Raw genomic sequence first — 24,318 nt, 5'->3', positions numbered from 1 at the left:
GTTTACTTAACCCCTCACTTGTTGTTAGACAATTAATTTTGGTCAAATGCAATTATTCTTATTATTAATACTACTATCAATAATGAGTGGCAATTTCTCGACATGACTATACACTTTAGGACATTAACAGGGAGATATGCCTATGACCGAGGCAATTAAATCAGCTATCAAATCCCGGCCAATAGCAATTCGGGACAAGCCGATATGCCACATATCAATGAGCTTGAGCTCTGTATCGAACTGATCAATTCAGCAAAGACACCGGAAGAGGCGTTTTCGCACTTCTGTGCTATATTGGCCCAAAGCGGCTATGACCGCATTACGTATAGTCTGGTAACCGATCACCCTTCCTTGGATTTACCGAAGCAACACGGCCTTGTGACCAGTTACCCTGATGACTGGATGAAATACTACAACGAGCATGATTATATGAACGTTGATCCTGTCGTACAAAAAGTCCTCACATCCAAAGCTCCTTTCTTTTGGAGCGATCTTGTTAATGATAAGGGCCTGACCCCTAAATCCCGGCTTTTGATGAATCAGGCAGCAGAGTCCGGGCTAAACTCAGGGATCGCTTTTTCTCTTCAAGGTGAACCGGGAGAGGTTGTTGGTATGGGAGTTGCCCGTAGCGATTTATATAAGGACACCAGGGATTATGACTTTCTGGCGAAGGTGTACCTACTGGGCACCTACTTTCATGAAACATACCGCGATATGTTAATGAAGGAAAAGAATAACGTTCCTTCAGTGACCGAAAGAGAGAAAGACATTCTCTATTGGGGAGCAGAAGGGAAGACAGACCCTGAAATAGCTCTAATACTTGGCATTTCCGTCAATACTGTTCGTTTTCATTGGAAGAGCATTTTCACAAAGCTGAATGCCAGAGGGCGTAGCTATGCGATCACCAAATCAATTCGCCTGGGAATAATTGTGCCAGAGTTGGTCAGATCCCCCTACCAGTCCCGGTAGTAACGCAACGCTATAGTCAGTACTAAAATTTACGTAAGAGCTTTATTCAGAGTAGCTTTTATCTGGGTTGAGCTAAGCGCTGGCCCGGCTTGTTTATGTTACGGAATTAATTCAGGAAGGGGCACCATTATGAAACCCGAATTCAAGAAAAGCGTAACCGGATCAAATATAGTTGTGATTCCGGACATTATGCTTTCAGACCACACAGCAATGTCTAATGAGCTTCGCGCATCCATTACAACTAGCTGCATTGTTATTATAGCGGTCCTGCTCTTAGTTCCTGTAGTGGCTCAGGCTGATAGCTGGAGTGATACACTCAAGAATACGGCTACAGAGATGCTCAAAGAAAACCAGCGTAAGAGACTGAATGGTAGTAACAATCAGACAGTGAATGTTCCGGCAAAGAAGGAGCAATTAAAACAGGTAGATACCCTTATTTCCGGTAATAACTTGAGATCTCATCAGATCAAACGTGTGCAGTGGCATTTGCAAAAACTAGGCTATGATCCGGGGCCGGCAGATGGATTGATGGGACAGAAAACATCCAATGCGATCAAACAGTTTGAACGAGACTCGGATCTTCCGATAACAGGCCTGCCAAGCCCCCGGGTACTTGTGAATATGGAACTCGCACTGCAGCAGATCCGTAAATCTGCTCAAGGTGACGGTGTGCAATATACCCCAAGCCAGATACATCAAATAACAACTCCGGAAGGTGACTTCGCAAGGGCAAAATCTTTTGGCGAATGCACTACGGCTTATTCGCAGTGTCGTACGGTATCGCAGAATAATTACTGTGAAAAACAAATGGAGTTGTGCAACAACCAATTAAAAATAGCATTGTCGGATGCTCAAATTGAGCAAGAAGTGCAAACAGTGCTTTCGCAGTGTCAGGCGCAATCATTAAGCAACCTTTACGATTGCCAGTGCAAAGCGAATGAGTACCGCAGTTACCGCCGTGGAAATCGCATGGCAGATAAGCACTACGATCCGAATGGGCATTATGATACCGGATTTTACCAGACCAACTGGGCTCCCCGTTGTTATAAACAGGATGAGGTAGTCCAACGGGAGTACAAATCCTGTATGGTAAATATCAAGCTGAATGCTCCTGCTCAAGCGTTGATCCGACAGGGAAAAACGGACGAAAAGACTATTTGTCAATGTGAAGCAGAGGAGTTTTCCCGGTTGCAGGCCTCGACCACAAAAATTAATTCATATCTTATGCAGCAATATAAAGCAAAGGCCTTAAGCTATTGTATGAAGTAACGGCCTTGAGTGGTTGCTACGGGGAAATTTTCAGTTGTAGAAGCTTCAGACAGCTGGTGTGTTGTTATCTAGTTCAAGCTTATCCTAACCCATTTGCCCATTACTTAGTGGGAGTACTCCTAACAGTTTGCCCGTTGTTTAAGTGCCACAAAAGGTTTGATATTGCTGATCAAATTTCGCATCTGGATTGCCCCACGAAGTGCCTGTATAAACGTTACCTTTTAAGTAGTTGAGATAGTTGTCGATTTGTTGCTGAATATCTTGTTGCTCATTTCCGACGGCTTCAATTAACCTTTCGACTTCGTGGTTTCGAGGGATGGCTTTGGGGTTCGTGGTACTCATCAGCATCAAAGCCTGCTTGTGATTAACAGCGCGTAGCCATTGTTCTGACCAGGCAATTAATTCATCCGGTAACTGAGGATTGCCGCCGTTAAGCCTATGATAGAGCTGATTAAAAATCTGAGTGTAATCCCAGGCGTGAGTGCGCAATAACTCATAAAATTCGGAAATCAAAGGGTGTCTGTTCTGATTAAAACCCAATTTATTGGCACACATATGACCGTACGCTTGCAGGAACGCATCGGAGAAACTGTCCACTTCTTGAGTCAGCAAAGCAATGGCTTCCTGTTCACTTCCTGGCATGAGAGGAATAAGGGTTTCGGCAAAACGAGCCAGGTTCCATTGCATGATCAATTTTTGGTTACCAAAGGCATAGCGTCCCTGATGGTCGATTGAACTATAAACCTGCTCTAGCTTATATTCACCAAGCATGGCGCAAGGCCCGAAGTCGAATGTTTCTCCGCTTAAGGCGATGTTGTCGGTATTCATGACGCCATGAATAAAGCCGACCCGATACCAGTGTACTAAGGTATTAATCTGATTCTGTTGAACAGTGAGGTAAAGGAGCAGATAGGGGTTGGCCGCATTAACCATCTCAGGGCAGAGTTGATCTATGGCAAAATCAGCCATTTCTTTGATGACGCCCAGGGCAGAAGCGTATTGAAAACTACCAATCCGTAGGTGACTACGACCGATGCGACTGACGACTGCACCCGCCTCGGGTTGCTGCCGGTACACGGTTTCACCTGTTGTGGTCACTGCCAGGGTGCGCATGGTCGGAACCCCGAGAATGTGCATTGCTTCACTCATAATATATTCGCGCACGGCTGGGCCAAGTGCACAACGGCCATCACCACTACGGGAATATTTTGTTAACCCAGAGCCTTTCAGCTGCCAGTCAAAGCCATTAATCTGTCCGAGCATGTGGGCGCGACCATCACCCAACTGCGGGTTGTAATAGCCAAACTGATGGCCAGAATAACCCAGCGCGAGACTTAATTCCGGTGCTACCAGCCGATTTCCAGAGAAATATTCTGCCGCATCTTTCCCCAGTAGTTGTTGTGGTAAATCCAGTTCTGATGCTAATTCCTGATTAAACAGCAAAAGGCTAGGATCGTCGACCTTGCGTGGTTTAATGACTTGATATAAAGAGTCAGGTAAGGCCAGATACCGCTGCTGCATAGGGTTTACTCAAATTAATTAAACTATACCAAAGGATTCTTAATGTTTTTTGCATCCCTTGGCCTTTAAGCGATAGTATATAGCCCCTTTTTTTACTCATAAAGATTTCATTATGTCAGATGAAAAACTAGCTCTGGAGTGGATGCGCCAACGAGCTCGTAAAATTGATCCATACATTGAAGAACCGTCATTTGATGAATGTGTTGAATTGATTGACCCGGTTTTTAAAAAGGGAAAAAGTGTCGCTCAACTGAGATATCTGCTGGGGGAGGCGGATCGCAGGGCTGGTGCGGCAGAGCGCAAACATGCCGCCTTAAAGTACGCTAAAGAAAAGAGTCCAAATGCAGGTCAAATCCTGCGTCTTCAAAGTAAACTTCAGCAAGTTCAGTTAGCGTTGAAATTGGCGACTGGCGATAACAACATGACCATATCGCAATTCTGTTCAGAGTATGGCGTAAGCAAGAGGGACGGTAATACCGCGTGGCATGAAAAACTGCTTAAGCAAAGTAAAAATAAGTAGCTTCAGCTCAGATCGTATCAGTACACTTAAGTATCGTGATCATTTCTGGTTAAACAGCAGACAAGAGGCCTGCTGTTTTGGAGCCGGACTATAGGCCTGCTAACTCGTCTACCGCTTCAAGCGCCTGAATGGCATAAGTGACAGCAGGACCGCCGCCCATCATGATTGCCACATTGATCGTCTCAATTAACTCTTCTCTGCTTGCACCGGCTTTAAGTGCAGCCCGCACATGAGCCGCGATACAGTTGTCGCATCGCATAATAATACCGATACTGACGGCTGTCAGCTCTTTCGCCTTAGTGGAAAGAGCCCCGTCGGCCATCGCCGTCTTACTTAGATTAATAAACGCGTTCATGGTGTCTGTGCTGGATTCACGGAAAGCGATGCCCAGTTCACGCTGTTTTTTATTCATCTCATTGTATGATTTGTCAGCCATTGAGTTTCCTCTTCTTTAATTTAGTAATATCTAATTAATATAAATTAAAGCATAAATTTAAATGTAATAACATATCAATTTAACCAGATTTAAGTTTCCCACCCACTTTTTTAGTGTTAATTGGTTAGCCACTAACCAAATGCAGTCCTTGCGGGAGGCTGTCACCGAACACCTTGCGTGAGTCTGTATCCGACAGGTCTTTTACTTCCTGAATCAGAGCAAGCCAGGAATCCGGCGTTTTACTGTTAGTCAGTTTTTCGCATATCTGTTCCCGGAAGTTGTCTGAAATGTCGAACTGGCGGTCACCGGTTTTACGGCACATCATGACAGTGGCAAACGCAATCATTGGCTCTTTGTTCCAGTTCTGATCCAGCAGTTCGGGCAGCCACTGTTCAACCTGTTCTCTCGGGATAACATTATGCTGGCTGCCGTACATCAGCGAACGGGAGGCAAGCCGCCCTAATGCCCACCAGTGTGCCTGAGCATGCTGTGCCTGATTAAAGGCTTTATTCTTGAACCAGCCAGCCAGAAGAACCTTATCTTCAACATCCAGATTCTCCAGAGACGCGGCCAAACGGACCATGGCTTCGTAAGACATTTCCTGGGCTTCTTTAGCGATCTTTGCGTTACGCAGAGAGCCGGGGTGCAGGTATTTGGCTATATCCGCCAGAATAGTTTCCTGTTGTTCCTGATCCAATCCGCCAGAGACTCTGCGCCAGAATATCCACCAGTCACTCCATCCCTGATGGTTTTTAAACTGAATGCCTTGTTGATACAGAGACCACACCTGATCCATTCTCCAGCTGTCGGTCGGTGAGCCAAATCCCGGGCGTAAGGCAAATCCGGCCAGACGGAGCCAGTTTTTTTCATGTTGTTCTGAGCGTCGTCGTCGTTTCTTCCCGGCGGAAAAGGCATCAAACAGCTTTCTGCTGGTCGTAAAGTCCCAGGTTTCCCGTTTGCCCAGGAGTTTTTCCAGATCTCTGGTTAATGTTTTGATGGCTTTGCTGTCCGCACTCTTTTTATTCCCGCTGTAGAGTTGAGTAATCAACTCCGTCGCTTGTAGAAGGCGAGGGTGGTTATCTTCATCCTGACTGTCATCACCTTGCTGATGTCTGACGGTAAACTCCAGTGCCCAGCGTTGGTTTTCATCAGTGGTACTGACACACTCCATCTTCAGGGTGCCGACTTCCGTCAACTGACAGGCCAGTTGAACTTCTTCCCGCTGTTTCTGGTTGGCGTGTCGTATTTCACTGTCGTCATTGGCATCCAGCGTCGCAATATAAGGCGGTAGCGGGGCGAACAGATCCGGGTCGATATCAACCATCACCCCATTCTGGGCTTTGGTATTATCGGTCAGCAAATCATGGGTGGAGGTGAGCAGGTTGAAACGCACCGGCTCGCCCAGCGTCAGGGCAAACTTGCGTCCGGAAAGGCGTATTTCATGGCCTTCCTCTGTGCCTTTGGCAAGCAGGCAGAGGGCTTTCCCTTTACGTTTTTTCTCCTGCAGGTGCAGAAAGTAAGAGCGGGCTGAACCACCACCTATTTTGATTTGCGCGCCTCTTCTGGCTTTGGCAAATGCAACGGCTCCAAGTGCGACCGACCAGTCCGGGTGGGGGTTATCTAGCAGAGTCAGAGGTGAGCCTCGCCACTGTTCCAACACAGATTCCATTCTCTGTGTCACCAAATCACTATTAAATACCCCGCCGTTCAGGAGCAAACCGACAGGTATTGCTGGCTGCTGTGAATGTTCATCCATCCCCAGTGCGGATTTTGCCACCTGTTGATGCTGGCTCAGAAACTCCGCAACGTGTTTGCTGACTGCGGGGTCTGCCACATAAGGCAGGCCAAACTCAACCACGGCACTTTTACGTTTGTCGGGGAGCTGCGACAGTTCTGTCTGCGGGAAAAAACCATCCAGCGCAATCTGATGCACCTCTTCTCTGGTCACACTGACACTTTTGGTGCCGCCCAGTAGCTTTGACCCGCTGCCGAGCATGGTGATTTTAATGTCATCCGGTGCCTCAGCGGAAAGCAATTGTTCCTTTGCTTTACGCGTTTGCTGGATCAATCTTGTGAGTCCGGCAGCATTCAGTTTTTTACCTTTATTCAGACGCTGCTCGGCCAGATGGGCTAACGCCAGATCCAGGTTATCACCACCGAGCATCAGATGTTCTCCGACTCCGATACGGTTCAGGCTAAGCTCGTCTTCTTCCAGCCGCGCTTCTATCAGGCTCAAATCCGTTGTCCCACCGCCAACATCACAGACCAGGATCAGAGGAACGAAGGAGAGAGCCTGCTTCGCTTGTTCCGCATGGCGGCTGTACCAGTCATAACAGACTGCTTGTGGTTCCTCCAGAAGTACAATATCAGTTAAGCCAGCAAGTTTTGCGGCTTTAAGGGTCAGATTTCGGGCGGTTTCATCGAACGATGCCGGGATGGTGACCACCACTTCCTGATCTTCAAGACGGTTACCCGGGTGGTGGTAATTCCAGGCCTGACGAACGTGATTCAGATAACTGGCACTGGCGACAACTGGCGAGACTTTATCCTGATCATAACTGCTTACCCACGGAAGGATATCCGATTCCCGATCAACCCCCTGATGAGAAAGCCAGCTTTTGGCACTGGAAACCTGTCGGCCTTCCACTTTTGAACCCAGCTCCCGAGCCCATTCGCCCACGATCACCTGAGAAATGTCACCGTCTACCGGCTCGGTATCCCATGGCAGAACCATATCATCAGCAGAGACCTGTCCCTGTGCCGGGTGGTAACGAAAAGAAGGAAGAAGCGGTCGCCTGGTGACTTCACCGGCACCGATAAGCTGATCTATTTCAAACAACGAAACAGGAGCGTGTTGCAGTTCGTCAGTGATTTCTGCGTAGGCAACAACGATATTGGTTGTGCCAAGGTCAATACCAACCAGATAACGGGGAGAGGGCATAAAACAACCTAAAATCTTAGCAGCGAAAGGGAGAGGAAAAACAGGGCCGGCATGCCAGCCCTGTTTCGTTTGTGTTACTTTTTATTTTTACATAGTGGCAGGTTGGCTGTCCGCGACAGAGCTGGTCTCTTCCCGCACATCAAATTCTACATGCCATTTCTGACCATTGTCGGTGGCAATAGCTTCCAGGCACAGTGTACCCAGCTCAGTGACCCGGGAGGCAAGAGTAACAGGGACAACCTGTCCCACTTCCCGGCCTTCGGACACGTCCAGTGTTACCTGAATTTCTGGTAGTTCTTCCAGTTCTTCCGGTTGCCAGAAATCTAAGTGGGTACCTGCCTGATCGTCCCGGCGAACCGTCGAGCCGTAGAATTGAAACTGCACCGGCTGGCCGATCACCAGACCAAATTCTTTGTCCTGAACGGCAGCCGAAGAGCCTTCTTCCATACCAAATGGTGCCACGCAGATGGCTTCCATTGGCGGAGCCATACCCGGAATAGCCGGCATAGCGCTTTCAATACCGACATAGTAACTGCTGGCAATACCGCCGCGGATACGTACACCCTGACCTCGGCGGACGGAGCCGTAATATGAAGCTCCGCCGGATACAGCCAGATCCAGATCCAGGCCTTGTAACTGTTTGGCTTTTTCTGCACCGGCGGTTTCCAGCCAGGCATTGATGGTAGAGGTGAGGCGTTCGGCAAGCAGATCGGATTTCAGTACCCCGCCATTAAACAGGATAGCCGTTGGTTTAATGAATTCCGGCGCAGCTTGTTCTCCAAACATACCGGCAAAGACATCCTGCGTTGCATCGGACTGCTTACTTAAGAAGGCGGCAATATGGCGCGTAATACCCGCATCCTGAGCATAAGGAAGCCCCATCTGCGTCAGAGCACTGCGGGTGTTCTGAACCGGGTGTTCATGAATACCCACCTGAGGGAAGAAACCATCTACCAGTGTCTGCTGCACTTCCTGTCGGGTCAGTTCAGTTTTTAGTGTCGAGCCTAGTAGTTTGGAGCCGCGGCTCGGGACTACGATCGCAACGGATTCCAGTTCCGGGTCGTTAAGCAGGGCTTCTTTGGCATCACGACAGGAATGGGTCATCGCCTGAATTTGCCAGGGTTGTAGCTGTTTCCCTTCCTGAGCCAGTTTCATTTTCAGACGATAGGCCAGCGCAAGATCCATGTTATCGCCACCCAGAAGAATGTGCTCACCAACCGCGACACGATTCAGGTTCAGGTTCCCGTCCTCTTCAGTGACTGCAACCAGAGAAAGGTCGGTCGTACCACCACCAATATCGACCACCAGTACCACGTCGCCCACGCTGACCTGATTACGCCAATCATCATGGCTGTTATCAATCCAGCTATACAGTGCTGCCTGCGGTTCCTCCAGCAATGTCAGATGCGCCAGCCCCACATTACGGGCTGCTTCTGCAGTCAGATCGCGTGCAGCAGGGTCAAAGGAGGCAGGGACAGTAATGGTCACGTCCTGATCGGCTAACGGCGCGTGCGGATGCTGGTGATTCCATGCGTTCCGCAAGTGCTCCAGATAAAGCTCTGTGGCTCTCAGCGGGGAAACTTTCGCGATTTCCTCCGGACTGCCGTGAGGCAAAAAGTCCTGACGGCGGTTAACGCCGCCGTGACAGAGCCAGGATTTAGCACTGGCAACCAGGCGAATCGGTGTTTTTCCGCCAAGGTTACGGGCAATGGCACCAACCAGAGCATTTGGGGTATCTGTCCACGGCAGAACCCGTGAGCCATCCCCCATTTCATGCTCGTGCGGCTGGTATAAAAACGACCCTAACTGGCTTTTCGCTTCAACCTGTCCGGGAGCGATAAGCTGGGGAATGTCCATGGTCTGGACACTGGCTTCTTCATTATTAAGTTCAATAAAAGAGATAACACAGTGTGTGGTACCTAAGTCGATACCAACACTGTATTGTGCATTTGAATGTTGTTCAGTCATTACAGTTCAACCTCTGCGGGTGCAATGATGCTGGCATCATAGTTTTCAGCTAGCTTTGGTAGTGTTATTGACTCTACTTTCCAGCCTTTATGTACCAGAGTGCCGTTAAATGGTGCGTTGCCGGTGACGTTACCGGTCAGGCGAACCGATTGCGGGTTAAAGCCTTCTTCGACGGTAATCCGGGTTTCTTCCTCTTCCTGACGAACGGGGGAAAGCGTAAAGTACTCAGACAATACTTTCTGGCCTCCGGAATGGATCACACGTGCGGCGGCACCGACATCTTCATCAGAAAAATCAGTCAAATCTTCATTCAGGAAGTCAATCAGGCGGGCTTCCTGTTGCATAATAGAAAGGAGTTGCATCGCGGAGTCTGTTGAAGCAGTTTTCAATTTAGATTCTACTTCCACCACTTTTTCAACGACCTTCTCGACTTCGACAACTTTTTCCACTTCTACAATCTTTTCAACTGGCTTTTCTACTTCAACAATTCTTTCTACCGGTTTTTCTACTTCTTTTTCTATGATCTTTGTCTTGCGAGATACGGCAATGGCAAGAAGCGCAAGGCTGGATACAGCAAGTCCTGCATGGAGCATATCAAAGGTAGTCGGCACAAGGCTTAAGTCAAAAGTCATCGTTTTCTCTCTAAATGTCATTACCTGTCTGTCAAGAGCAATGACAAACAGGGATGGGTATTAGTTTGTAAAATTGGGATAAATAGTAGCATATTAAAGGCCTGATCAATGTTTTAAGGTTAATAAGCCGGGTTAAAAGACCATTTTTTATGCATTTACTTCCTGTTCCGGCCTGCGGCGGTATGGAGATTACTTTAGGATCAGCTAGATTTATATAAGGCACATAGGCTCGATAAAGAGATGTCGTATGTATTTATGGAGAATATCGTGAAAAATAAAGTGGTTTGGTCGCCCATTCTTGTGTTTGTCATTTCTGTTGGAATGACTGTTTTTACGGTGCTCACTCTAGATAATAGTGAACGGGAAAATGCGATAAGCCGCCATAGAGCAGAAGCTGTTCAACTGGTAGAGCTGCTTCAGACGATGATTGATCAGGATATAAACCTGACAGGTTCAGTGGCCAATTTCTTCTATTCTGTCGATGAAAATGAATGGAATAAGTTTCCCCATTTTGCACAAGGAACCTTAGAGCACCAGTCCCATATTATCGCGCTTCAGTGGATGCAGAGAGTGGCTCCGGAAGAGTTGATCGCTCATATGGAAGAAATACAAAGGCGCTACCCGGAAGCTATACCTTACACCACAGAGAATCATTCTCTTCTGTATAAGAAGTATCATACGGGGGATTATGTTTATATCGCTTCTGATATCTACCCGCTAACCAATGAAAACCGGGAAGTGATTGGTTTTTTCCCTGCGAAAGACCAGTTTTTGCAAATCCTTCAGTCTTTAAAGCTGAATCGGAAGCCTTATTTGTCTGATAAGCAGGTGCTATTACAAAGTGATCTTTACAACAGGGGGCAGGCTGATGGCTTTTTGATCTATTATCCTGTATTTGAGCCAACGAATCAGGAATTAAAAGGGATTGTTATCAGTGCGATTCGTTCACAGGCTTACCTCGAAGAGGTGATCAACCATTATTTGGAGCTGGATAAGATCGCGATAAAGATTGTTGACGGAAAAATCCAGTCTAGTGATGAACAAGTGTTTTATCAAAGTAAAAACTGGGACACTCCGGCTGAATTAGAATTCACCCACTATCTGTATTTTACCAACCGTAATTGGCAGGTACGTTTTCGTTATCAACAGTTACTTTCGGATGATACTGATAGCCGGTTGGTAATGATTGGCATGCTGGGAGGGCTGGGCTCTCTGCTTATCACCGCTATCGTCGGCACTGTTACCGTATCAAGGGTGCATTTAGAAAGAGATCTGACGAAACGCTCATACGAGCTGGAATATCAGCTTAACCATGATCACCAAACCCACGCATTAAGCCGAAAAGCGTTTTATTATGAATGCGACAAAAGAATATCCAATGCTGATATATTCAGCCTGATCATCTTTGATGTCGACCGGTTTCAGAGTGTGAATGACCGTATCGGAAGACATAACGGAGATAATGCGCTAATCCATATTGTGGATATCGTTTTTGATATTCTGGAGAAGGGTGACCAGATTTACCGGGTTGGTGGAGACGAGTTTGCTATTTTGTGTGATAAAAAGCACCCGGTTGAACTGAAACAGTATATGGAAAAGATACGTACAGAAGTTGAGTTAAATCCATGGGGCCAGGCTTCTCCACTTTATCTGACAATCAGCCTTGGTGGAGCTATATGGAAAGGTGGTGATATTGATCGAATAGAGCACAGAGCCGACAACGCATTATATAAAAGCAAAGAAAACGGAGGCAATGAAAGCAGAGTGAGTGTCGGTTAATATTTGTTCCTGTAGCTGTTTTTTATTAGTTAGGCTAGAATCCACGGCTTTATATTTGCGATTTGTTTTGTGCTTTAAGTTGAGTTTGGGAAATAATGAATTACAACCGGGTTGTCTGCTTCGATTTAGAAATGTGCTGCTGGAATGTCGATGGTGTTGGTACCACGGGTGAGATCATTGAGGTCGGATTGGCCGAAATTGATCTGGAAAAAGGCGCGATAGTAAAGCGGGCACAATACTATGTCAGGCCAGAGAAAGACGACATTTCTGAATTCTGTACGGAGTTAACCGGTATTACACCCAGAACCATTCGTAAGCAGGGAAGGCCTCTGGCCGATATTATTCAGTCTATGATAAAGAACTTTGGTGGGCCGAATAAAATTTACGCCGCATGGGGCAGAGATGACCTTATTCTGCGAGAGGAGTGTAAGAATAAAGGGCTGGAGATCCCCTTTAAAGAGTTTGTGAACCTAGCCACTCTATACCGGATTCAGAACCGGGTAAAAAACAAACGTATCGGTCACCGGGCCGCTCAGGAGGCAAAGGGTATCGAATGGGAAGGTCGCCAGCACTCAGGCTATGTGGATGCTTATAACCTGGCGAAGCTGGCGCTGGTATTGCTATAGGCAGGTATTGCTATAGAGAGCTGACGGGTATTATTTCCGGGCTTCAGTAACCTGAAGTTTGGCCCGGATAAACTCACTGTGGTCAACATAGAGAAGCTCAGCGACTTTACGGATGACTGCATCTTCCAGTGGATCAATGTGCCCATCGGCAAAGGCCACGCTCCACATGGCCTTGACGAGTTCAAACCGGGTTTCCCGTTCCAGTTCCCTAAGCGTAGAGGTGAAGTCATACAGTGAAGCAGACTCTTTGACCTTCTCTGTCGCCAGCGCTATCAGGTGACTTGCCTCTTGTTTTTCAATAGAAAGCAGGTGTTGTAAGAGCGTGAGTTTTGCCTGTTTCTCCTGTTCTTCTATTGCATGGTCTGCCGAAGATACCTCGCACAACAGTGCTGCCATCGCTAAATCCGGAGAAAGGTGAGTGTTTTGTGCAAGATCATCGCCTTCCAGTAGCTGTCTAAACATAGCTTTAAATGAATTCAACATAAGGTTACATCCTTCTTTAACACGCCTTAACTATACCAGCTTTCTGGATCGTCCAGAATCTCTATCACTTCCGAACTGGATTTTTCATGCCCCATGATAAACAGCCGCAAAAATACCTCGGCTTTAGTTTTGTGATCAGAACTTTCGCTCATTAACTCTTCAATACGTTCTTTAAGCATCGACACTTCGTGATCTAAAAATCCCCGGGGCTCTTCATCGCCTTCGGTTTCTTCCGGCGCGTTATCAAAAGAGAGATTCACCATTTCTCCATCAAATGTCGCTTCAAGCAGACGCTCGGGCAACCAGATCTCTCCTGTCACAATATCAGGGTCGGCGTTTTCGGGGAGTTGGGAAAGGAAATGTTTAAGTTCAGATGCTTTCATTAAAATGGCGTACTCCAAATGCGATTCTTTTATTGTAACGGCAAAAGCCCGGTAAAATTAAGCAGGTATAAAGAAAAAACCATCCTGTGATACAATCCCGACAATTTTTCAGAGATAAACCCAGCTAGTGCTTTGACATCGTCACAGCCCACGACCGCAAAAAGCCATGTGGTCGAAAAAATATGCGGACAAAGAAAACGTGCATAAAGAAAATACCGATAAAAGACAAGAGAACCAAAACAGCGCGGCGAAGTTAAGAGCGGCGCTGAAAGATTGCATGATCCGAGATCGCTTTCGCCTGCAAAAGCGTATTTCCGGCGCAAATAAGATAAAAAAAGCGGAATCCAGACTGGCAGTGTTTGATGAGATTGCCATGGACATCGCGAAATCGATGCTGGTCGTTCAAGAGCGTCAGCAATATCAGATAAACATTGATTACCCAGAGATCTTACCGGTCAGCCAGAAGCGAGAGGATATCGCTAAGGCGATTGATGAGAATCAGGTTGTTATTGTTGCGGGTGAGACGGGTTCGGGTAAAACCACTCAGTTACCTAAGATTTGTTCAGAGCTGGGACGCGGTAAATCCGGCCTGATAGGGCATACCCAGCCACGCCGTCTGGCGGCACGCTCAGTGGCGAGCCGTATTGCGGAAGAAACCGGGACTAAACTGGGCGAGCTGGTTGGTTATAAGGTGCGATTTAACGATCAGATCTCGGATAACACTCAGATTAAACTGATGACCGATGGTATCTTGCTGGCAGAAATTCAGCATGACCGTTATCTGAATCAGTACGACACCATCATTATTGATGAGGCCCACGAGCGTAGCCTGAATATTGATTTTATTCTGGGTTACTTAAAGGAACTGCTGCCGCGTCGCCCCGACCTGAAAGTCATCATTACCTCTGCGACCATCGATCCGGAACGCTTTTCAAAGCACTTTAATAATGCGCCCATTATTGAGGTTTCCGGTCGTACTTATCCGGTTGAGACACGTTATCGTCCGCTTTCCAGTGACGATGCGGATGACCGAGATCAGCAGGAAGCGATCCTGGATGCAGTGGATGAGCTGGCTGCTGAAGGGCTGGGCGATATCCTGATCTTTATGAACGGTGAACGGGAAATCCGTGATACGGCTGATGCGCTGAACAAGCATAAGCTGCGGGACACTGAAGTCGTGCCGCTTTATGCCCGCTTGTCAGCCGGAGAGCAGAATAAAATTTTCCAGCCGCATACCGGCCGGAGAATTGTACTGGCGACCAACGTGGCAGAAACCTCTCTGACTGTACCGGGTATTAAATATGTGATTGATCCGGGTACCGCTCGTATCAGTCGATATAGCTACCGTACTAAGGTACAACGTCTGCCGATTGAGCCGATTTCTCAGGCGAGTGCGAACCAGCGTAAGGGGCGTTGTGGCCGTGTGGAGGAAGGGATCTGTATTCGCCTCTACTCGGAAGATGATTTTCTTTCCCGTCCGGAATTTACCGATCCGGAAATTCTGCGAACCAATCTGGCGTCCGTTATTTTACAGATGACATCGTTGGGACTGGGCGATATTCAGGCCTTTCCGTTTGTTGAGGCACCGGATAAGCGCAATATTCAGGACGGTGTGCGTCTGCTTGAAGAGCTCGGAGCCATTAACGACAAAGTCCAAGATCCGAAAAAACGTCTGACGACGATAGGACGTAAGCTGTCCCGCTTGCCGATAGACCCTCGTCTTGCCCGGATGGTCATAGAAGCGCCGAGCCATGGTTGCCTGAAAGAGGTCATGATTATTGCTTCGGCCTTATCCATTCAGGATCCGAGAGAACGTCCGTCGGATAAGCAGCAGTCATCCGATGACAAACACAGACGTTTCTTTGACAAAGAGTCCGATTTTATTACCTTCGTGAATCTTTGGGATTATATCCAGAAGCAACAGAAGGCACTGACCGGCAATCAATTCCGTAAGCAGTGTAAGCAGGAATATCTGAACTACCTGCGTATCCGTGAGTGGCAGGATGTTTACTTTCAGCTGCATCAGGTAATGCGGGAAATGGATACCAAGCTGAATGATGAACCGGGGAGTTATCAGGGCATTCATAGTGCGCTGATAACTGGTTTGCTTTCACATATTGGCCTCAAAGATCAGGAAAAAAATGAATATCAGGGCGCGAGAAATGCCCGTTTTCATATCTTCCCGGCATCTGGTCTGTTTAAAAAACAGCCTAAATGGATTATCTCTGCTGAGCTGGTGGAAACCTCAAAATTGTGGGGGCGCATCGTGGCAAAAATTCAGCCGGAATGGGTTGAGCCATTAGCTAAGCATCTGATCAAACGCAGTTACAGTGAGCCTCACTGGTCGAAAAAGCGCGCCGCCACCATGGCCTACGAGAAGGTGACTCTGTACGGTATTCCTATCGTCCCTAAACGTCTGGTGAACTACGGCACGATTGACCCAACGGTCAGCCGTGAAATCTTTATCCGTTCCGCGCTGGTAGAAGGGGACTGGGAAACGCGGCATGCGTTTTTCAGACAGAACCGTAAATTGTTGATGGAAGTCGAAGAGCTGGAACATAAATCGCGCCGGAGAGATATTCTGGTCGATGATGACGAGCTGTTTGATTTCTATGATCAACGTATCGGTACCGAAGTGGTGTCAGGGAAACATTTTGACAGCTGGTGGAAGAAGGCGGGGAAACAGACTCCTGAACTCCTGAACTTCGAGAAGGAGATGTTGTTCCGTGGTGACGCCAGCCATGTTACCGAGCTGGATTACCCTAATTTCTGGCATCAGGATGGGCTGAAACTCAAGCTGAGTTATCAGTTTGAGCCGGGTGACGACAACGATGGCGTGACGGTACATATACCTCTGCCGATACTGAATCAGATCGACATGGCTGGGTTTGACTGGCAGATCCCGGGGCTACGACAGGAACTGGTGGTTAGCCTGATTAAGTCATTGCCGAAGACGTTACGACGTAACTTTGTGCCGGCTCCAAATTATGCTGATGCATTTCTTGCCCGGGTGACGCCGATGGAGATGCCGTTACTGGATGCGCTGGAAAAAGAGTTGCGGCGCATGACTGGCGTAGAGATCCGACGGGAAGACTGGAACCTGGATCAGGTACCTGAACACCTGAAAGTGACGTTCCGGGCGGTGGATCACCGTAAACGTAAGCTGAAAGAAAACAAAGACCTGTATGAACTGAAAGAAAGCCTGAAAGAAAAAGTTCAGGAAACACTTTCTCAGGTGGCGGATGACGATATCGAGCAGCAGGATCTGCATACCTGGAGCTTTGGTGAACTGCCGAAGGTTTATGAGCAGAAACGTGGCGGCTTTGATGTGAAAGCGTATCCGGCACTGGTCGATGCAAAAAATAGTGTTGAGATTAAACTGTTTGAGACCGAACAGGAACAAGAGCAGGCGATGAAAGCAGGGCAACGGCGTTTGATCTTGCTGAATGTGCCATCGCCTATTAAGTACTTACACGCTAATTTGCCAAACAAGTCGAAGTTAGGTCTATACTTTAACCCATACGGGAAAGTCCTTGATTTGATTGATGACTGTATCGCCTGCGGGATAGATAAACTTATTGAAGAACAGGGTGGACTGGTCTGGGAAGCGGAAGCGTTCGAAACGTTAAAAGAGCATGTTCGTGGTGAACTTGGTGATACCGTGGTGGATATCGCTCAGCAGGTTGAAACTATTCTGACGACTGCCTTTAGTATCAATAAAAAGCTGAAAGGTAAGATAGATTTTACCATGGCATTTGCACTTTCTGACATAAAGTCACAAATTGAAGGTTTGATTTTTAAAGGCTTTGCGACAGAATGCGGTTGGAAGCGACTGCCAGATATTCTTCGCTATATGAAAGCAATTGAACGGCGCATGGAAAAGCTGCCGATTGACCCGAACAAAGATCGATTGCATATGCTGAAAATTGAATCAGTTTATAGTGATTATAAAGAGTTACTGAATAAGATTCCGAAAGGAGTGGAAGTACCGGAGAATGTAAAAGAAATTCGCTGGATGATTGAAGAGCTAAGGGTTAGTTACTTTGCTCAGCAGTTAGGTACACCATACCCGGTTTCGGATAAAAGGATCAAAAACGCTATTGATGCTTGCTAAGTGGTGGCGTTTTATCATAGGCAAGTTTTTTGCATGATTTTGAAAGAACACAAATCGTCGGGCAGGGAGGCAAGGGTTTTCCTCTTTGGCTGTCAGTTAATGAAAGAAGGTAATGTATGAAAAAAACGTTATTAGCACTGGCTCTGGCTGGTTTTGCAACAACTGCTTCTGCTGACGCACTGATTTATGGTGGTGCGAATGTGGGACAATCAGACCTGAACGGCGAAACATCGACTTCTTCGACTGTTTATGTGGGTACTGGTATTTTGCCATTTTTAGGTATTGAAGCCGGATACACAAACCTGGGTTCGTTTGACCAGTCAGCCGGTGTCGAAACTAAAGCGACAACCAAGTTTATCGCCGCCCGTCCAAGTGTGGATCTGGGACCTTTGCATATCTATGGTCGTGCCGGTTTGCAGGCGTGGGAAACCACGACAACCGGTCAGCCTGACGATGATGGCGTAGATATTATGTACGGTTTCGGGGCTGAATACTTTATGATGGGGCCTTTCTCTGTTGGTGCCGGTTATGAAGTGTATGAAATGGATGACGACAGAGTAGAAACCTTTACTCTGAACGCGACGTTCCACTTCTTATAAGGCCGGACATATTCAGATATGAAATCTCCAGCTTAACTGGGGATTCCGGAACCGATAATAAAGAGCAGCCAACTGGCTGCTCTTTTGCTTAATTGAGCAAATATATGAGTCCGGAAGGTAAAGCAGAACGCCAGCTAAGCATATCGTGTGAGCTTGAAACAGGTTCAAAACGATATGAATATCCCTTGGCTTGTAACACACTTCTTAATTCTTCATTGCTTGGGTATATCCAGGTATTTTCAAAGATGCCCGCTGTGATAAACCAGCGTACAGGTAACGTTTTATTTTGGGCGAGCTGTGATATTACCCATTTTTCCTGGCCAAACTGGTTCGGCTCACCGGGTTCTTTCCACCAGAACGAGCCTGAAAGACTTAATACTCCTGAGAACATATCCGGATACTTTATCGCCGTACATGCGGAGATAAGCCCACCGTAACTGGATCCGATAAGGATTTTATTATCCGTTCCTAAATTTTCCTCTTTCGCAAGATCAGGTAATATTTCGCTAACCAAGGCATCACTAAATGTCGGATTACAGGCGAGCTCCGAAGCTCTGCTTTTCGCGCTTGGGTTGCTTATGAACAGCGCTTTGACTTGCGGAATCTCTTTTTCTAGCTCCGGTGACCGGTAAATATAGACGGCCCTCTGGTTACCTAACTGTTTACTGACAACATTATGCCTGACTACGGTTCCTTTCTTTTCCGGTGTCTTATCGAGCCACTTTTCACCGTGTGCGGCAGGAAGCCGGACAGTTGACCAGGTACTGTATTTATCCAGCGAGTCGAGATAATGCCATGGATGATGATTTAACGGATCTTTTTGTGCCGTCGCTAAGATGGCTCTTCTTTTTTCTCTGTCTGTTCCGGCAAAATCAGGGACATCCGGTGCGAGCTGGTACGATAGCTGTGTATCGTTCGGAATAATAAAACTGAGATACCACACATCCGTATCCGCTAGCCGTATAAGTTCCGGATGATCGGCGGATGGTCCGCCTAACAGCCTTACATGATTCGGTTTTCCTCGCCACAAAAATGTCAGGATAGATTTTCCTCTGGGATCATCCGGGCTATAAGGTTGAAGTGGTTCGACTAAAGGCGTTCCTGTTTCCTGAACCTCTTGCCAGAATTGCGTCAGAGGTTTCTGACTATGTTGTAACGCCGTAGTCAGAGATTGTAGCCGGGGGCTCAGCAGCTTGGGTGGCAGGGAGGTATCTGCCGGTGACTTTTCTGACAGGTGTATGGTTCCTTCAGTATTTGGTTTTCCCTCGACGGTTAGTATGAATGTTCCACTGGCAGGGACCCGGAAGTGGATGTCAGCCCCGTGTCCGGGTAAGGGCATAAACTGCTTTATAGGGTGGTTTGTTTTATCTGTAATGAAGACATTATTTATTGGAGCGTCTGACCAGATATCTCCTGTCAGATAACGGTTTGCTGTTAACGTGAGTTCCTGACGGAATGTTTGTTGGTCATCCAGTATGAAGCGAATTTCCTGGTTATTTAGCATGGCTGCACTTGAGCTCAGAGAGAGAAAAAAGAACAAAGGAATGATAGGAGTACGATGTATTTTGAACATAGCAGATACACAAAAATTCAGCCCCGTATCCGGGGCTTATAGTTAATGGTCAGAATTAGAAATCAATACCGGCGCTGACATAGATGTTCTGGCCCAGTTCATGTTGGGTGAAGTCGCTGTCTTCTTTGTCTAACCGAATATCGAATATATTCTTTACTCCTGTGCTCAGGTTGATACTGTCTGTCGCCTGGAACGCAAAGCCAAGATCGACGATGGTGTAAGAGGGTAAATTATCTGAGCCGTCGAACTGCTCTCCGGTATAGTCAGCAGTTAAGCTGCTGCTTAATTTTTCGGTCATTTGCCAGTCAACAGTGACACTCGCTGCATGTTCCGGGCGATTTTCCAGATCTTCCCCATCGGTGTTTTCGGTGTCCAGATAAGTGTAGTTACCATTAAGAGTCACGCTATCGGTCAAATCAACCGATCCGACAAGTTCAATACCGTTAATGGTGACTTCATCTTCGTTCGCCCACCATCTTGTTCTTGATCCGTTAACAACAGCGGTCTTAGCGATAATCATGTCTTCAGCTTCGGTTTTAAACAGTGCAATACTTGCGTCCCAGCTATTCTGCAGAATTTCCATGCCAATTTCATAGTTAACGCTGGTTTCCGGTTCTAAATCAGGGTTGCCGCTAAGAGTACAGCTACCACCACAGCTGACAATCTGGTATTCCTCACTCATCTGATAAGCCTGAGGTGCTTTAAATGCCGCACTTACACCACCTTTCAATGTCACGCTATCATTCAAGCTATAAACGAGGTAGCTGCGAGGAGTCATGTGTTGGCCGAAAACTTCATGATCATCCAGACGAGCGCCAAGAGTGAGTAGCAGGTCATCGGTCAGGCTCATTTCGTCTTGCAGATACAGAGCATATAAACTGGTATTACTTTCACCGGTTTCAGTGTAGGTAACGGGATCTTCTACCGTCTGATCCTGAAGTTCTGATCCAAGCGTAATGTTATGGATACTCCACTGAGTGTTTATATATCCGTTAAGCAGCAGGTTTTTTTCCTTCAGTTCACGTTGCTGAGGGGCATCGTATGAACTGTTATAGTCATCAATTTTGCCATCTTCATAATTGACTGTAACTGTACTGTTACCCCATGACCAGTTTCCCCGGTGAGTTCCGCTGAAGGTCAGGCGGTCGATACTCTGATCCCGGTACGCAGAGCGCGTACCATAAAGAGAATAGGGCCTTTCATCATGGTTATAGTTGAAGTCAAATTCGGCTGTCTGAGCATCATTAATTTGCCAGGTAAGGGTGGTGTAAAGGTTTCTGCTGATTTTCTCTTCCAGAGCCGGGGATTCAGAGCCATCACCGTTATCCAGATACCACGCATTCCGGTCATAGATCTCACCGGAAACCGCCAGAGATAAAGAATCGCTGACCGGGCCGGAAGTATAAATATTGGTTCTGGACTGCTCACCTTGCTCACCAGAGGTAACAACTTTGTTTTCCTGCCTGAGATGACCACCCCAGCTATTGTCTGGCGTTTTGGTAATAATATTGATCACACCCCCAATAGCATCAGAACCGTATAAAGCCGACATCGGGCCACGTACCATTTACAAGGATAAGAGTGTAGCCCTCACTCATTCCCCGAATGTAGATAGCATCCCGACCGCTGGTATCGCTTTGATTCTGAACACCAGCGTATTTGTCTCTTGGTTAGTATTAACGTATTGTTTTTAAGGATTAAAAAGTGAAAATTTTTGCGCGAATTATTCTGTTATTTGTATTTGCCTCAACGGGTGTAATGGCGAAAAGCGTGGTTGTGCTGCATCAGGCCGGGCTTACTGAAGTACCGGTAAACCCGGAGCGGGTGGCGGTTATCGGTGTTGCTCCGCTCGATGTACTGGATAGCCTGGGTATTGAACCTGTGGCAGTTAATAAAGGAGCGTATCTACCGGATTATCTGAAGAAATATGTTTCTGATGAGTACGCTTCGTCAGGAAGTCTGTTTGAACCGGATTACGAATCCATATACACGGCGAAACCGGATCTTATTATTGTGGGGATCAGAAGTGCCGCTAATTTTAAGGCGCTGTCTGAAATCGCCCCGACGATTGTGTTTTCTGTCGACAGTCATCAGGGCTACTGGGAGAGCACCAAAAAGCAGTGGGAGGTGATTGGCAGAATTTTCTCTATTGAAAACCGGGTGAAAGCGAAAGAGCAGGAACTCGAGGCTGTATTCAGGGAGCTGGCTGAATACAGTGAAGGTATGACAGCGCTTACGGTGATGAAATCCGGTAATAACCTGACGACATTCGGTGAAAATTCTCGTTTCTCTTCAATTTATAAGGACTTTGGCTATCAGGAGGCCGTAAAACATATCCGAGAAAATAAGCATGGTGATGTCATTTCCTACGAATTTATTCGTGAGGCGAACCCCGATACGTTGCTGATCCTTGACCGGGATAAGCTGACTTCCGGAACTCATACGGGTAGGACACCTGGCATAGACAATGACTTAGTAAGACAAACACATGCCTATAAAAACAACAAAATTGCGTATCTTGATATTGGTGCCTGGTATGTCGCGGCTGGGGGTGTCACCGCAACTCAGATCATGCTGGATAATATCAGTCAGCTTCAGTGATCCGGTCTGGATAAACAAAGTGAAAAAGTTACTACTGTTACTGATTCTGAGTTGCCTGGCTTCGTTGTTTATTGGTGTTGGTGACTTGACATTGACCGGTATTATTCATGCTGACCCGGCGGCGCTGGAGCTGCTGTTTACCAGCAGGCTGCCACGTTTGTCAGCATTGCTTCTGTCGGGGGCCGGTCTGAGTATCGCCGGGCTGATAATGCAGCAGGTGACGCAAAATCGCTTTGCGGCTCCGTCTACGGCTGGGACTATACAGTTTGCTAAGCTTGGCTATATCGTCAGCCTGGTGTATCTGCCTTTTGTGAATCAACTGTTCGTGGTGTTTGGTTCTGCTATGGCAGGTACTCTGCTGTTTGTTTCCCTTATCCATAAGATAAAGCTTAAAGATGTGGTGCTGGTGCCGCTTATCGGCATTATTATTGGTGAAGTCATTGATTCCGCGACATCATTTATTGCTTATAAGTTTGATGTTCTGCAAAGCCTGGGTAACTGGTCGGTTGCGAATTTCTCTCATATTCTCACTGGTAACTTTGAGCTTTTATATATTGCGATACCGGTTGCTTTTATGGGGTATTGGTATGCCGCCCGGATTTCGGCTGTTGGCATGGGCAAAGAGTTCGCGACTAACCTGGGGTTAAACTATCAGCAGGTAGTGATGCTCGGTGTTATGCTGGTTTCTGTTATGTCGGCTTCCGTGGTAATGATCGTCGGGCAACTTCCGTTTTTAGGTCTTATCGTGCCTAATCTGGTGAGTGCAATAACCGGAGATAATCTGAGGAAAAATATCCCGTTAACGGCAATAGTAGGTGCTTTATTGGTACTGGGCTGCGATATCGGCGGACGTCTGATTGTATTCCCCTATGAAATTCCGATTTCTATCATCATTAGTATTCTGGGTGGGTTGGTATTTATTTATCTGATTATAAAAGGAAAACATAATGGCAGATAAATATAAATTAATAATCCTGGCCGTAATTTGTATTCTGGTGATGGGGCTGTTCCTTGGTAGTGGATTAACGGCAGATAATTACCAGTATTTTTTATCCATACGAACCCCAAAGGTTCTGGCGATGATACTGGCAGCTATTGCGGTGGCACAGTCTTCTTTTGTTTTTCAGACAATAACAAATAACCGTATTCTGACACCAGGTATTATGGGGTTTGACTCATTGTATCTGTTAATTCAGGTGCTGGTTGTTATTATTGGAGCAGGAAGCCACTATATCCTTAGTCCCTATATTAACTTCTCCATGTCAGTATTACTGATGATGGGGTTTTCGATGATGCTTTTTCATTTTTATTTTGGCAGAAAACCAAAAAATATTCTGATGTTGTTATTAATCGGTGTGGTGTTTGGCCAGGTATTTGACAGTAGTATGTCGTTTTTCACCATGATAATGGACCCGAATAGTTTTGCATTTTTTCAAAGTAATATGTTTGCCAGTTTCAACAATGTTGATGCCAATTTAGTCTACATGACATTCATTCCACTGCTGGTACTCTGCTGGCTTCTTTATAGAATGAGTTATTCGCTGGATATTTTCTGGCTGGATAAAGATAACGCAACCAGCCTTGGGGTAGATGTTCATAAAATAACCCGGCATGTTCTGTTAATTACTGCTTTTATGATCGCAATATCAACCGCTCTTATCGGACCTGTACTGTTTTTTGGCTTGTTAGTCAGCAATCTGACCCGAGAGGTGCTCCAAAGTTATCAACATAGGCTGCTATTGATTGGTTGTTCTTTGATTTCTGTTGCGGTTCTTCTGCTCGGGCAGTGGAGCGTAGAGCATCTGTTCATGTTCGAAACAACGATAGGCACCATAATTAATTTTGTTGGTGGGATATATTTTCTGTCCGTTTTACTGAGAAATAAGGGTTACTGAGAAATAAGG

At 46.7% G+C, this 24,318-nt stretch carries 19 protein-coding genes; 10 read left to right on the top strand and 9 right to left on the bottom strand.

Annotation, left to right across the window (positions count from 1 at the left end; translation table 11 throughout):
* The first annotated feature begins 204 nt into the window (after positions 1-204).
* Positions 205-969, top strand: a complete 765-nt coding sequence (locus DI392_RS00335) for a helix-turn-helix transcriptional regulator (protein WP_109317922.1) — start codon at positions 205-207, stop codon at positions 967-969.
* Between the two features lie 129 nt (positions 970-1,098).
* A complete protein-coding gene (locus tag DI392_RS00330; protein WP_109317921.1) occupies positions 1,099-2,238 on the top strand; it encodes a peptidoglycan-binding domain-containing protein in 1,140 nt (379 codons plus the stop codon).
* 138 nt (positions 2,239-2,376) lie between these two features.
* Here DI392_RS00330 and DI392_RS00325 read toward each other — a convergent pair whose 3' ends face one another.
* On the bottom strand, positions 2,377-3,759 hold the full coding sequence (locus DI392_RS00325) for a protein adenylyltransferase SelO family protein (protein WP_109317920.1): 1,383 nt from the start codon (positions 3,757-3,759) through the stop codon (positions 2,377-2,379).
* A 112-nt stretch (positions 3,760-3,871) separates the two neighbouring features.
* Between DI392_RS00325 and DI392_RS00320 the strand changes: the two genes are divergently transcribed.
* Positions 3,872-4,279 carry a hypothetical protein gene (locus DI392_RS00320; RefSeq protein WP_109317919.1) on the top strand — a complete coding sequence of 136 codons (408 nt, stop codon included), beginning with the start codon at positions 3,872-3,874 and terminating at the stop codon, positions 4,277-4,279.
* 88 nt (positions 4,280-4,367) lie between these two features.
* Here the strand turns inward: DI392_RS00320 and DI392_RS00315 are convergent, their stop codons facing one another.
* The 4 genes from DI392_RS00315 to DI392_RS00300 all read right to left on the bottom strand — a co-directional run bounded on the left by DI392_RS00315 (position 4,368) and on the right by DI392_RS00300 (position 10,256).
* Positions 4,368-4,715: a carboxymuconolactone decarboxylase family protein gene (locus DI392_RS00315; RefSeq protein ID WP_109317918.1), complete on the bottom strand. Its 348-nt coding sequence runs from the start codon at positions 4,713-4,715 to the stop codon at positions 4,368-4,370.
* 124 nt (positions 4,716-4,839) lie between these two features.
* The gene (locus DI392_RS00310; protein WP_109317917.1) at positions 4,840-7,656 is read right to left on the bottom strand and encodes an Hsp70 family protein; all 2,817 of its coding nucleotides are present in this window, start codon (positions 7,654-7,656) and stop codon (positions 4,840-4,842) included.
* Positions 7,657-7,743: 87 nt separating this feature from the next.
* Complete coding sequence (locus tag DI392_RS00305) at positions 7,744-9,624, bottom strand: Hsp70 family protein (RefSeq protein WP_109317916.1); 1,881 nt, start codon at positions 9,622-9,624, stop codon at positions 7,744-7,746.
* Positions 9,624-10,256, bottom strand: a complete 633-nt coding sequence (locus DI392_RS00300) for a DUF2760 domain-containing protein (protein WP_109317915.1) — start codon at positions 10,254-10,256, stop codon at positions 9,624-9,626. The genes DI392_RS00305 and DI392_RS00300 overlap by 1 nt, the downstream gene beginning before the upstream one ends.
* A gap of 267 nt (positions 10,257-10,523) precedes the next feature.
* Between DI392_RS00300 and DI392_RS00295 the strand changes: the two genes are divergently transcribed.
* Together DI392_RS00295 and DI392_RS00290 are read left to right on the top strand one after the other, a co-directional pair.
* Positions 10,524-12,035 (top strand): diguanylate cyclase domain-containing protein, encoded by a 1,512-nt coding sequence (locus DI392_RS00295; protein WP_181388326.1) that lies wholly within the window; start codon positions 10,524-10,526, stop codon positions 12,033-12,035.
* Positions 12,036-12,130: 95 nt separating this feature from the next.
* Positions 12,131-12,661: a 3'-5' exonuclease gene (locus tag DI392_RS00290; RefSeq protein ID WP_109317913.1), complete on the top strand. Its 531-nt coding sequence runs from the start codon at positions 12,131-12,133 to the stop codon at positions 12,659-12,661.
* A gap of 30 nt (positions 12,662-12,691) precedes the next feature.
* On the opposite strand, the gene DI392_RS00285 is transcribed toward DI392_RS00290, so the two are convergent.
* Together DI392_RS00285 and DI392_RS00280 are read right to left on the bottom strand one after the other, a co-directional pair.
* Positions 12,692-13,144 (bottom strand): tellurite resistance TerB family protein, encoded by a 453-nt coding sequence (locus tag DI392_RS00285; RefSeq protein WP_109317912.1) that lies wholly within the window; start codon positions 13,142-13,144, stop codon positions 12,692-12,694.
* Between the two features lie 26 nt (positions 13,145-13,170).
* Positions 13,171-13,527: a VC1380 family protein gene (locus tag DI392_RS00280; protein WP_109317911.1), complete on the bottom strand. Its 357-nt coding sequence runs from the start codon at positions 13,525-13,527 to the stop codon at positions 13,171-13,173.
* 166 nt (positions 13,528-13,693) lie between these two features.
* On the opposite strand from DI392_RS00280, the gene hrpA reads away from it, so the two are divergent.
* The gene (hrpA, locus tag DI392_RS00275; protein WP_109317910.1) at positions 13,694-17,641 is read left to right on the top strand and encodes an ATP-dependent RNA helicase HrpA; all 3,948 of its coding nucleotides are present in this window, start codon (positions 13,694-13,696) and stop codon (positions 17,639-17,641) included.
* Between the two features lie 116 nt (positions 17,642-17,757).
* Positions 17,758-18,240 carry an outer membrane beta-barrel protein gene (locus tag DI392_RS00270; RefSeq protein ID WP_109317909.1) on the top strand — a complete coding sequence of 161 codons (483 nt, stop codon included), beginning with the start codon at positions 17,758-17,760 and terminating at the stop codon, positions 18,238-18,240.
* Positions 18,241-18,328: 88 nt separating this feature from the next.
* Here the strand turns inward: DI392_RS00270 and DI392_RS00265 are convergent, their stop codons facing one another.
* Positions 18,329-19,744, bottom strand: coding sequence for an enterochelin esterase domain-containing protein (locus DI392_RS00265; protein WP_181388325.1), 1,416 nt, complete (start codon positions 19,742-19,744; stop codon positions 18,329-18,331).
* Between the two features lie 124 nt (positions 19,745-19,868).
* Entirely contained in the window at positions 19,869-21,365 is a 1,497-nt protein-coding gene (locus DI392_RS00260; RefSeq protein WP_181388324.1) for a TonB-dependent receptor domain-containing protein, read from the bottom strand.
* A 152-nt stretch (positions 21,366-21,517) separates the two neighbouring features.
* Between DI392_RS00260 and DI392_RS00250 the strand changes: the two genes are divergently transcribed.
* The 3 genes from DI392_RS00250 to DI392_RS00240 are packed head-to-tail and all read left to right on the top strand — an operon-like array spanning position 21,518 to position 24,309.
* Positions 21,518-22,414, top strand: a complete 897-nt coding sequence (locus tag DI392_RS00250; RefSeq protein WP_281259805.1) for a siderophore ABC transporter substrate-binding protein — start codon at positions 21,518-21,520, stop codon at positions 22,412-22,414.
* Positions 22,415-22,433: 19 nt separating this feature from the next.
* Positions 22,434-23,372 (top strand): ABC transporter permease, encoded by a 939-nt coding sequence (locus tag DI392_RS00245; protein ID WP_109317906.1) that lies wholly within the window; start codon positions 22,434-22,436, stop codon positions 23,370-23,372.
* Complete coding sequence (locus DI392_RS00240; protein ID WP_109317905.1) at positions 23,362-24,309, top strand: iron chelate uptake ABC transporter family permease subunit; 948 nt, start codon at positions 23,362-23,364, stop codon at positions 24,307-24,309. Before DI392_RS00245 ends, DI392_RS00240 begins: the two co-directional genes overlap by 11 nt.
* Positions 24,310-24,318 lie beyond the last annotated feature (9 nt).

Source organism: Vibrio albus (genome assembly GCF_003144035.1).
Lineage (GTDB): Bacteria > Pseudomonadota > Gammaproteobacteria > Enterobacterales > Vibrionaceae > Vibrio > Vibrio albus.
Note: the sequence above shows the minus strand (reverse complement) of the source record. Positions and strands in the feature narration are given on the sequence as shown.

What these genes read in the sequence shown, in the direction of transcription:
- DI392_RS00335 (WP_109317922.1), top strand. Translation starts at nt 205, where the DNA reads ATGCCACATATCAATGAGCTTGAGCTCTGTATCGAACTGATCAATTCA.
- DI392_RS00330 (WP_109317921.1), top strand. Translation starts at nt 1,099, where the DNA reads ATGAAACCCGAATTCAAGAAAAGCGTAACCGGATCAAATATAGTTGTG.
- DI392_RS00325 (WP_109317920.1), bottom strand. Translation starts at nt 3,759, where the DNA reads ATGCAGCAGCGGTATCTGGCCTTACCTGACTCTTTATATCAAGTCATT.
- DI392_RS00320 (WP_109317919.1), top strand. Translation starts at nt 3,872, where the DNA reads ATGTCAGATGAAAAACTAGCTCTGGAGTGGATGCGCCAACGAGCTCGT.
- DI392_RS00315 (WP_109317918.1), bottom strand. Translation starts at nt 4,715, where the DNA reads ATGGCTGACAAATCATACAATGAGATGAATAAAAAACAGCGTGAACTG.
- DI392_RS00310 (WP_109317917.1), bottom strand. Translation starts at nt 7,656, where the DNA reads ATGCCCTCTCCCCGTTATCTGGTTGGTATTGACCTTGGCACAACCAAT.
- DI392_RS00305 (WP_109317916.1), bottom strand. Translation starts at nt 9,624, where the DNA reads ATGACTGAACAACATTCAAATGCACAATACAGTGTTGGTATCGACTTA.
- DI392_RS00300 (WP_109317915.1), bottom strand. Translation starts at nt 10,256, where the DNA reads ATGACTTTTGACTTAAGCCTTGTGCCGACTACCTTTGATATGCTCCAT.
- DI392_RS00290 (WP_109317913.1), top strand. Translation starts at nt 12,131, where the DNA reads ATGAATTACAACCGGGTTGTCTGCTTCGATTTAGAAATGTGCTGCTGG.
- DI392_RS00285 (WP_109317912.1), bottom strand. Translation starts at nt 13,144, where the DNA reads ATGTTGAATTCATTTAAAGCTATGTTTAGACAGCTACTGGAAGGCGAT.
- DI392_RS00280 (WP_109317911.1), bottom strand. Translation starts at nt 13,527, where the DNA reads ATGAAAGCATCTGAACTTAAACATTTCCTTTCCCAACTCCCCGAAAAC.
- hrpA (WP_109317910.1), top strand. Translation starts at nt 13,694, where the DNA reads ATGTGGTCGAAAAAATATGCGGACAAAGAAAACGTGCATAAAGAAAAT.
- DI392_RS00270 (WP_109317909.1), top strand. Translation starts at nt 17,758, where the DNA reads ATGAAAAAAACGTTATTAGCACTGGCTCTGGCTGGTTTTGCAACAACT.
- DI392_RS00265 (WP_181388325.1), bottom strand. Translation starts at nt 19,744, where the DNA reads ATGCTAAATAACCAGGAAATTCGCTTCATACTGGATGACCAACAAACA.
- DI392_RS00260 (WP_181388324.1), bottom strand. Translation starts at nt 21,365, where the DNA reads ATGTCGGCTTTATACGGTTCTGATGCTATTGGGGGTGTGATCAATATT.
- DI392_RS00240 (WP_109317905.1), top strand. Translation starts at nt 23,362, where the DNA reads ATGGCAGATAAATATAAATTAATAATCCTGGCCGTAATTTGTATTCTG.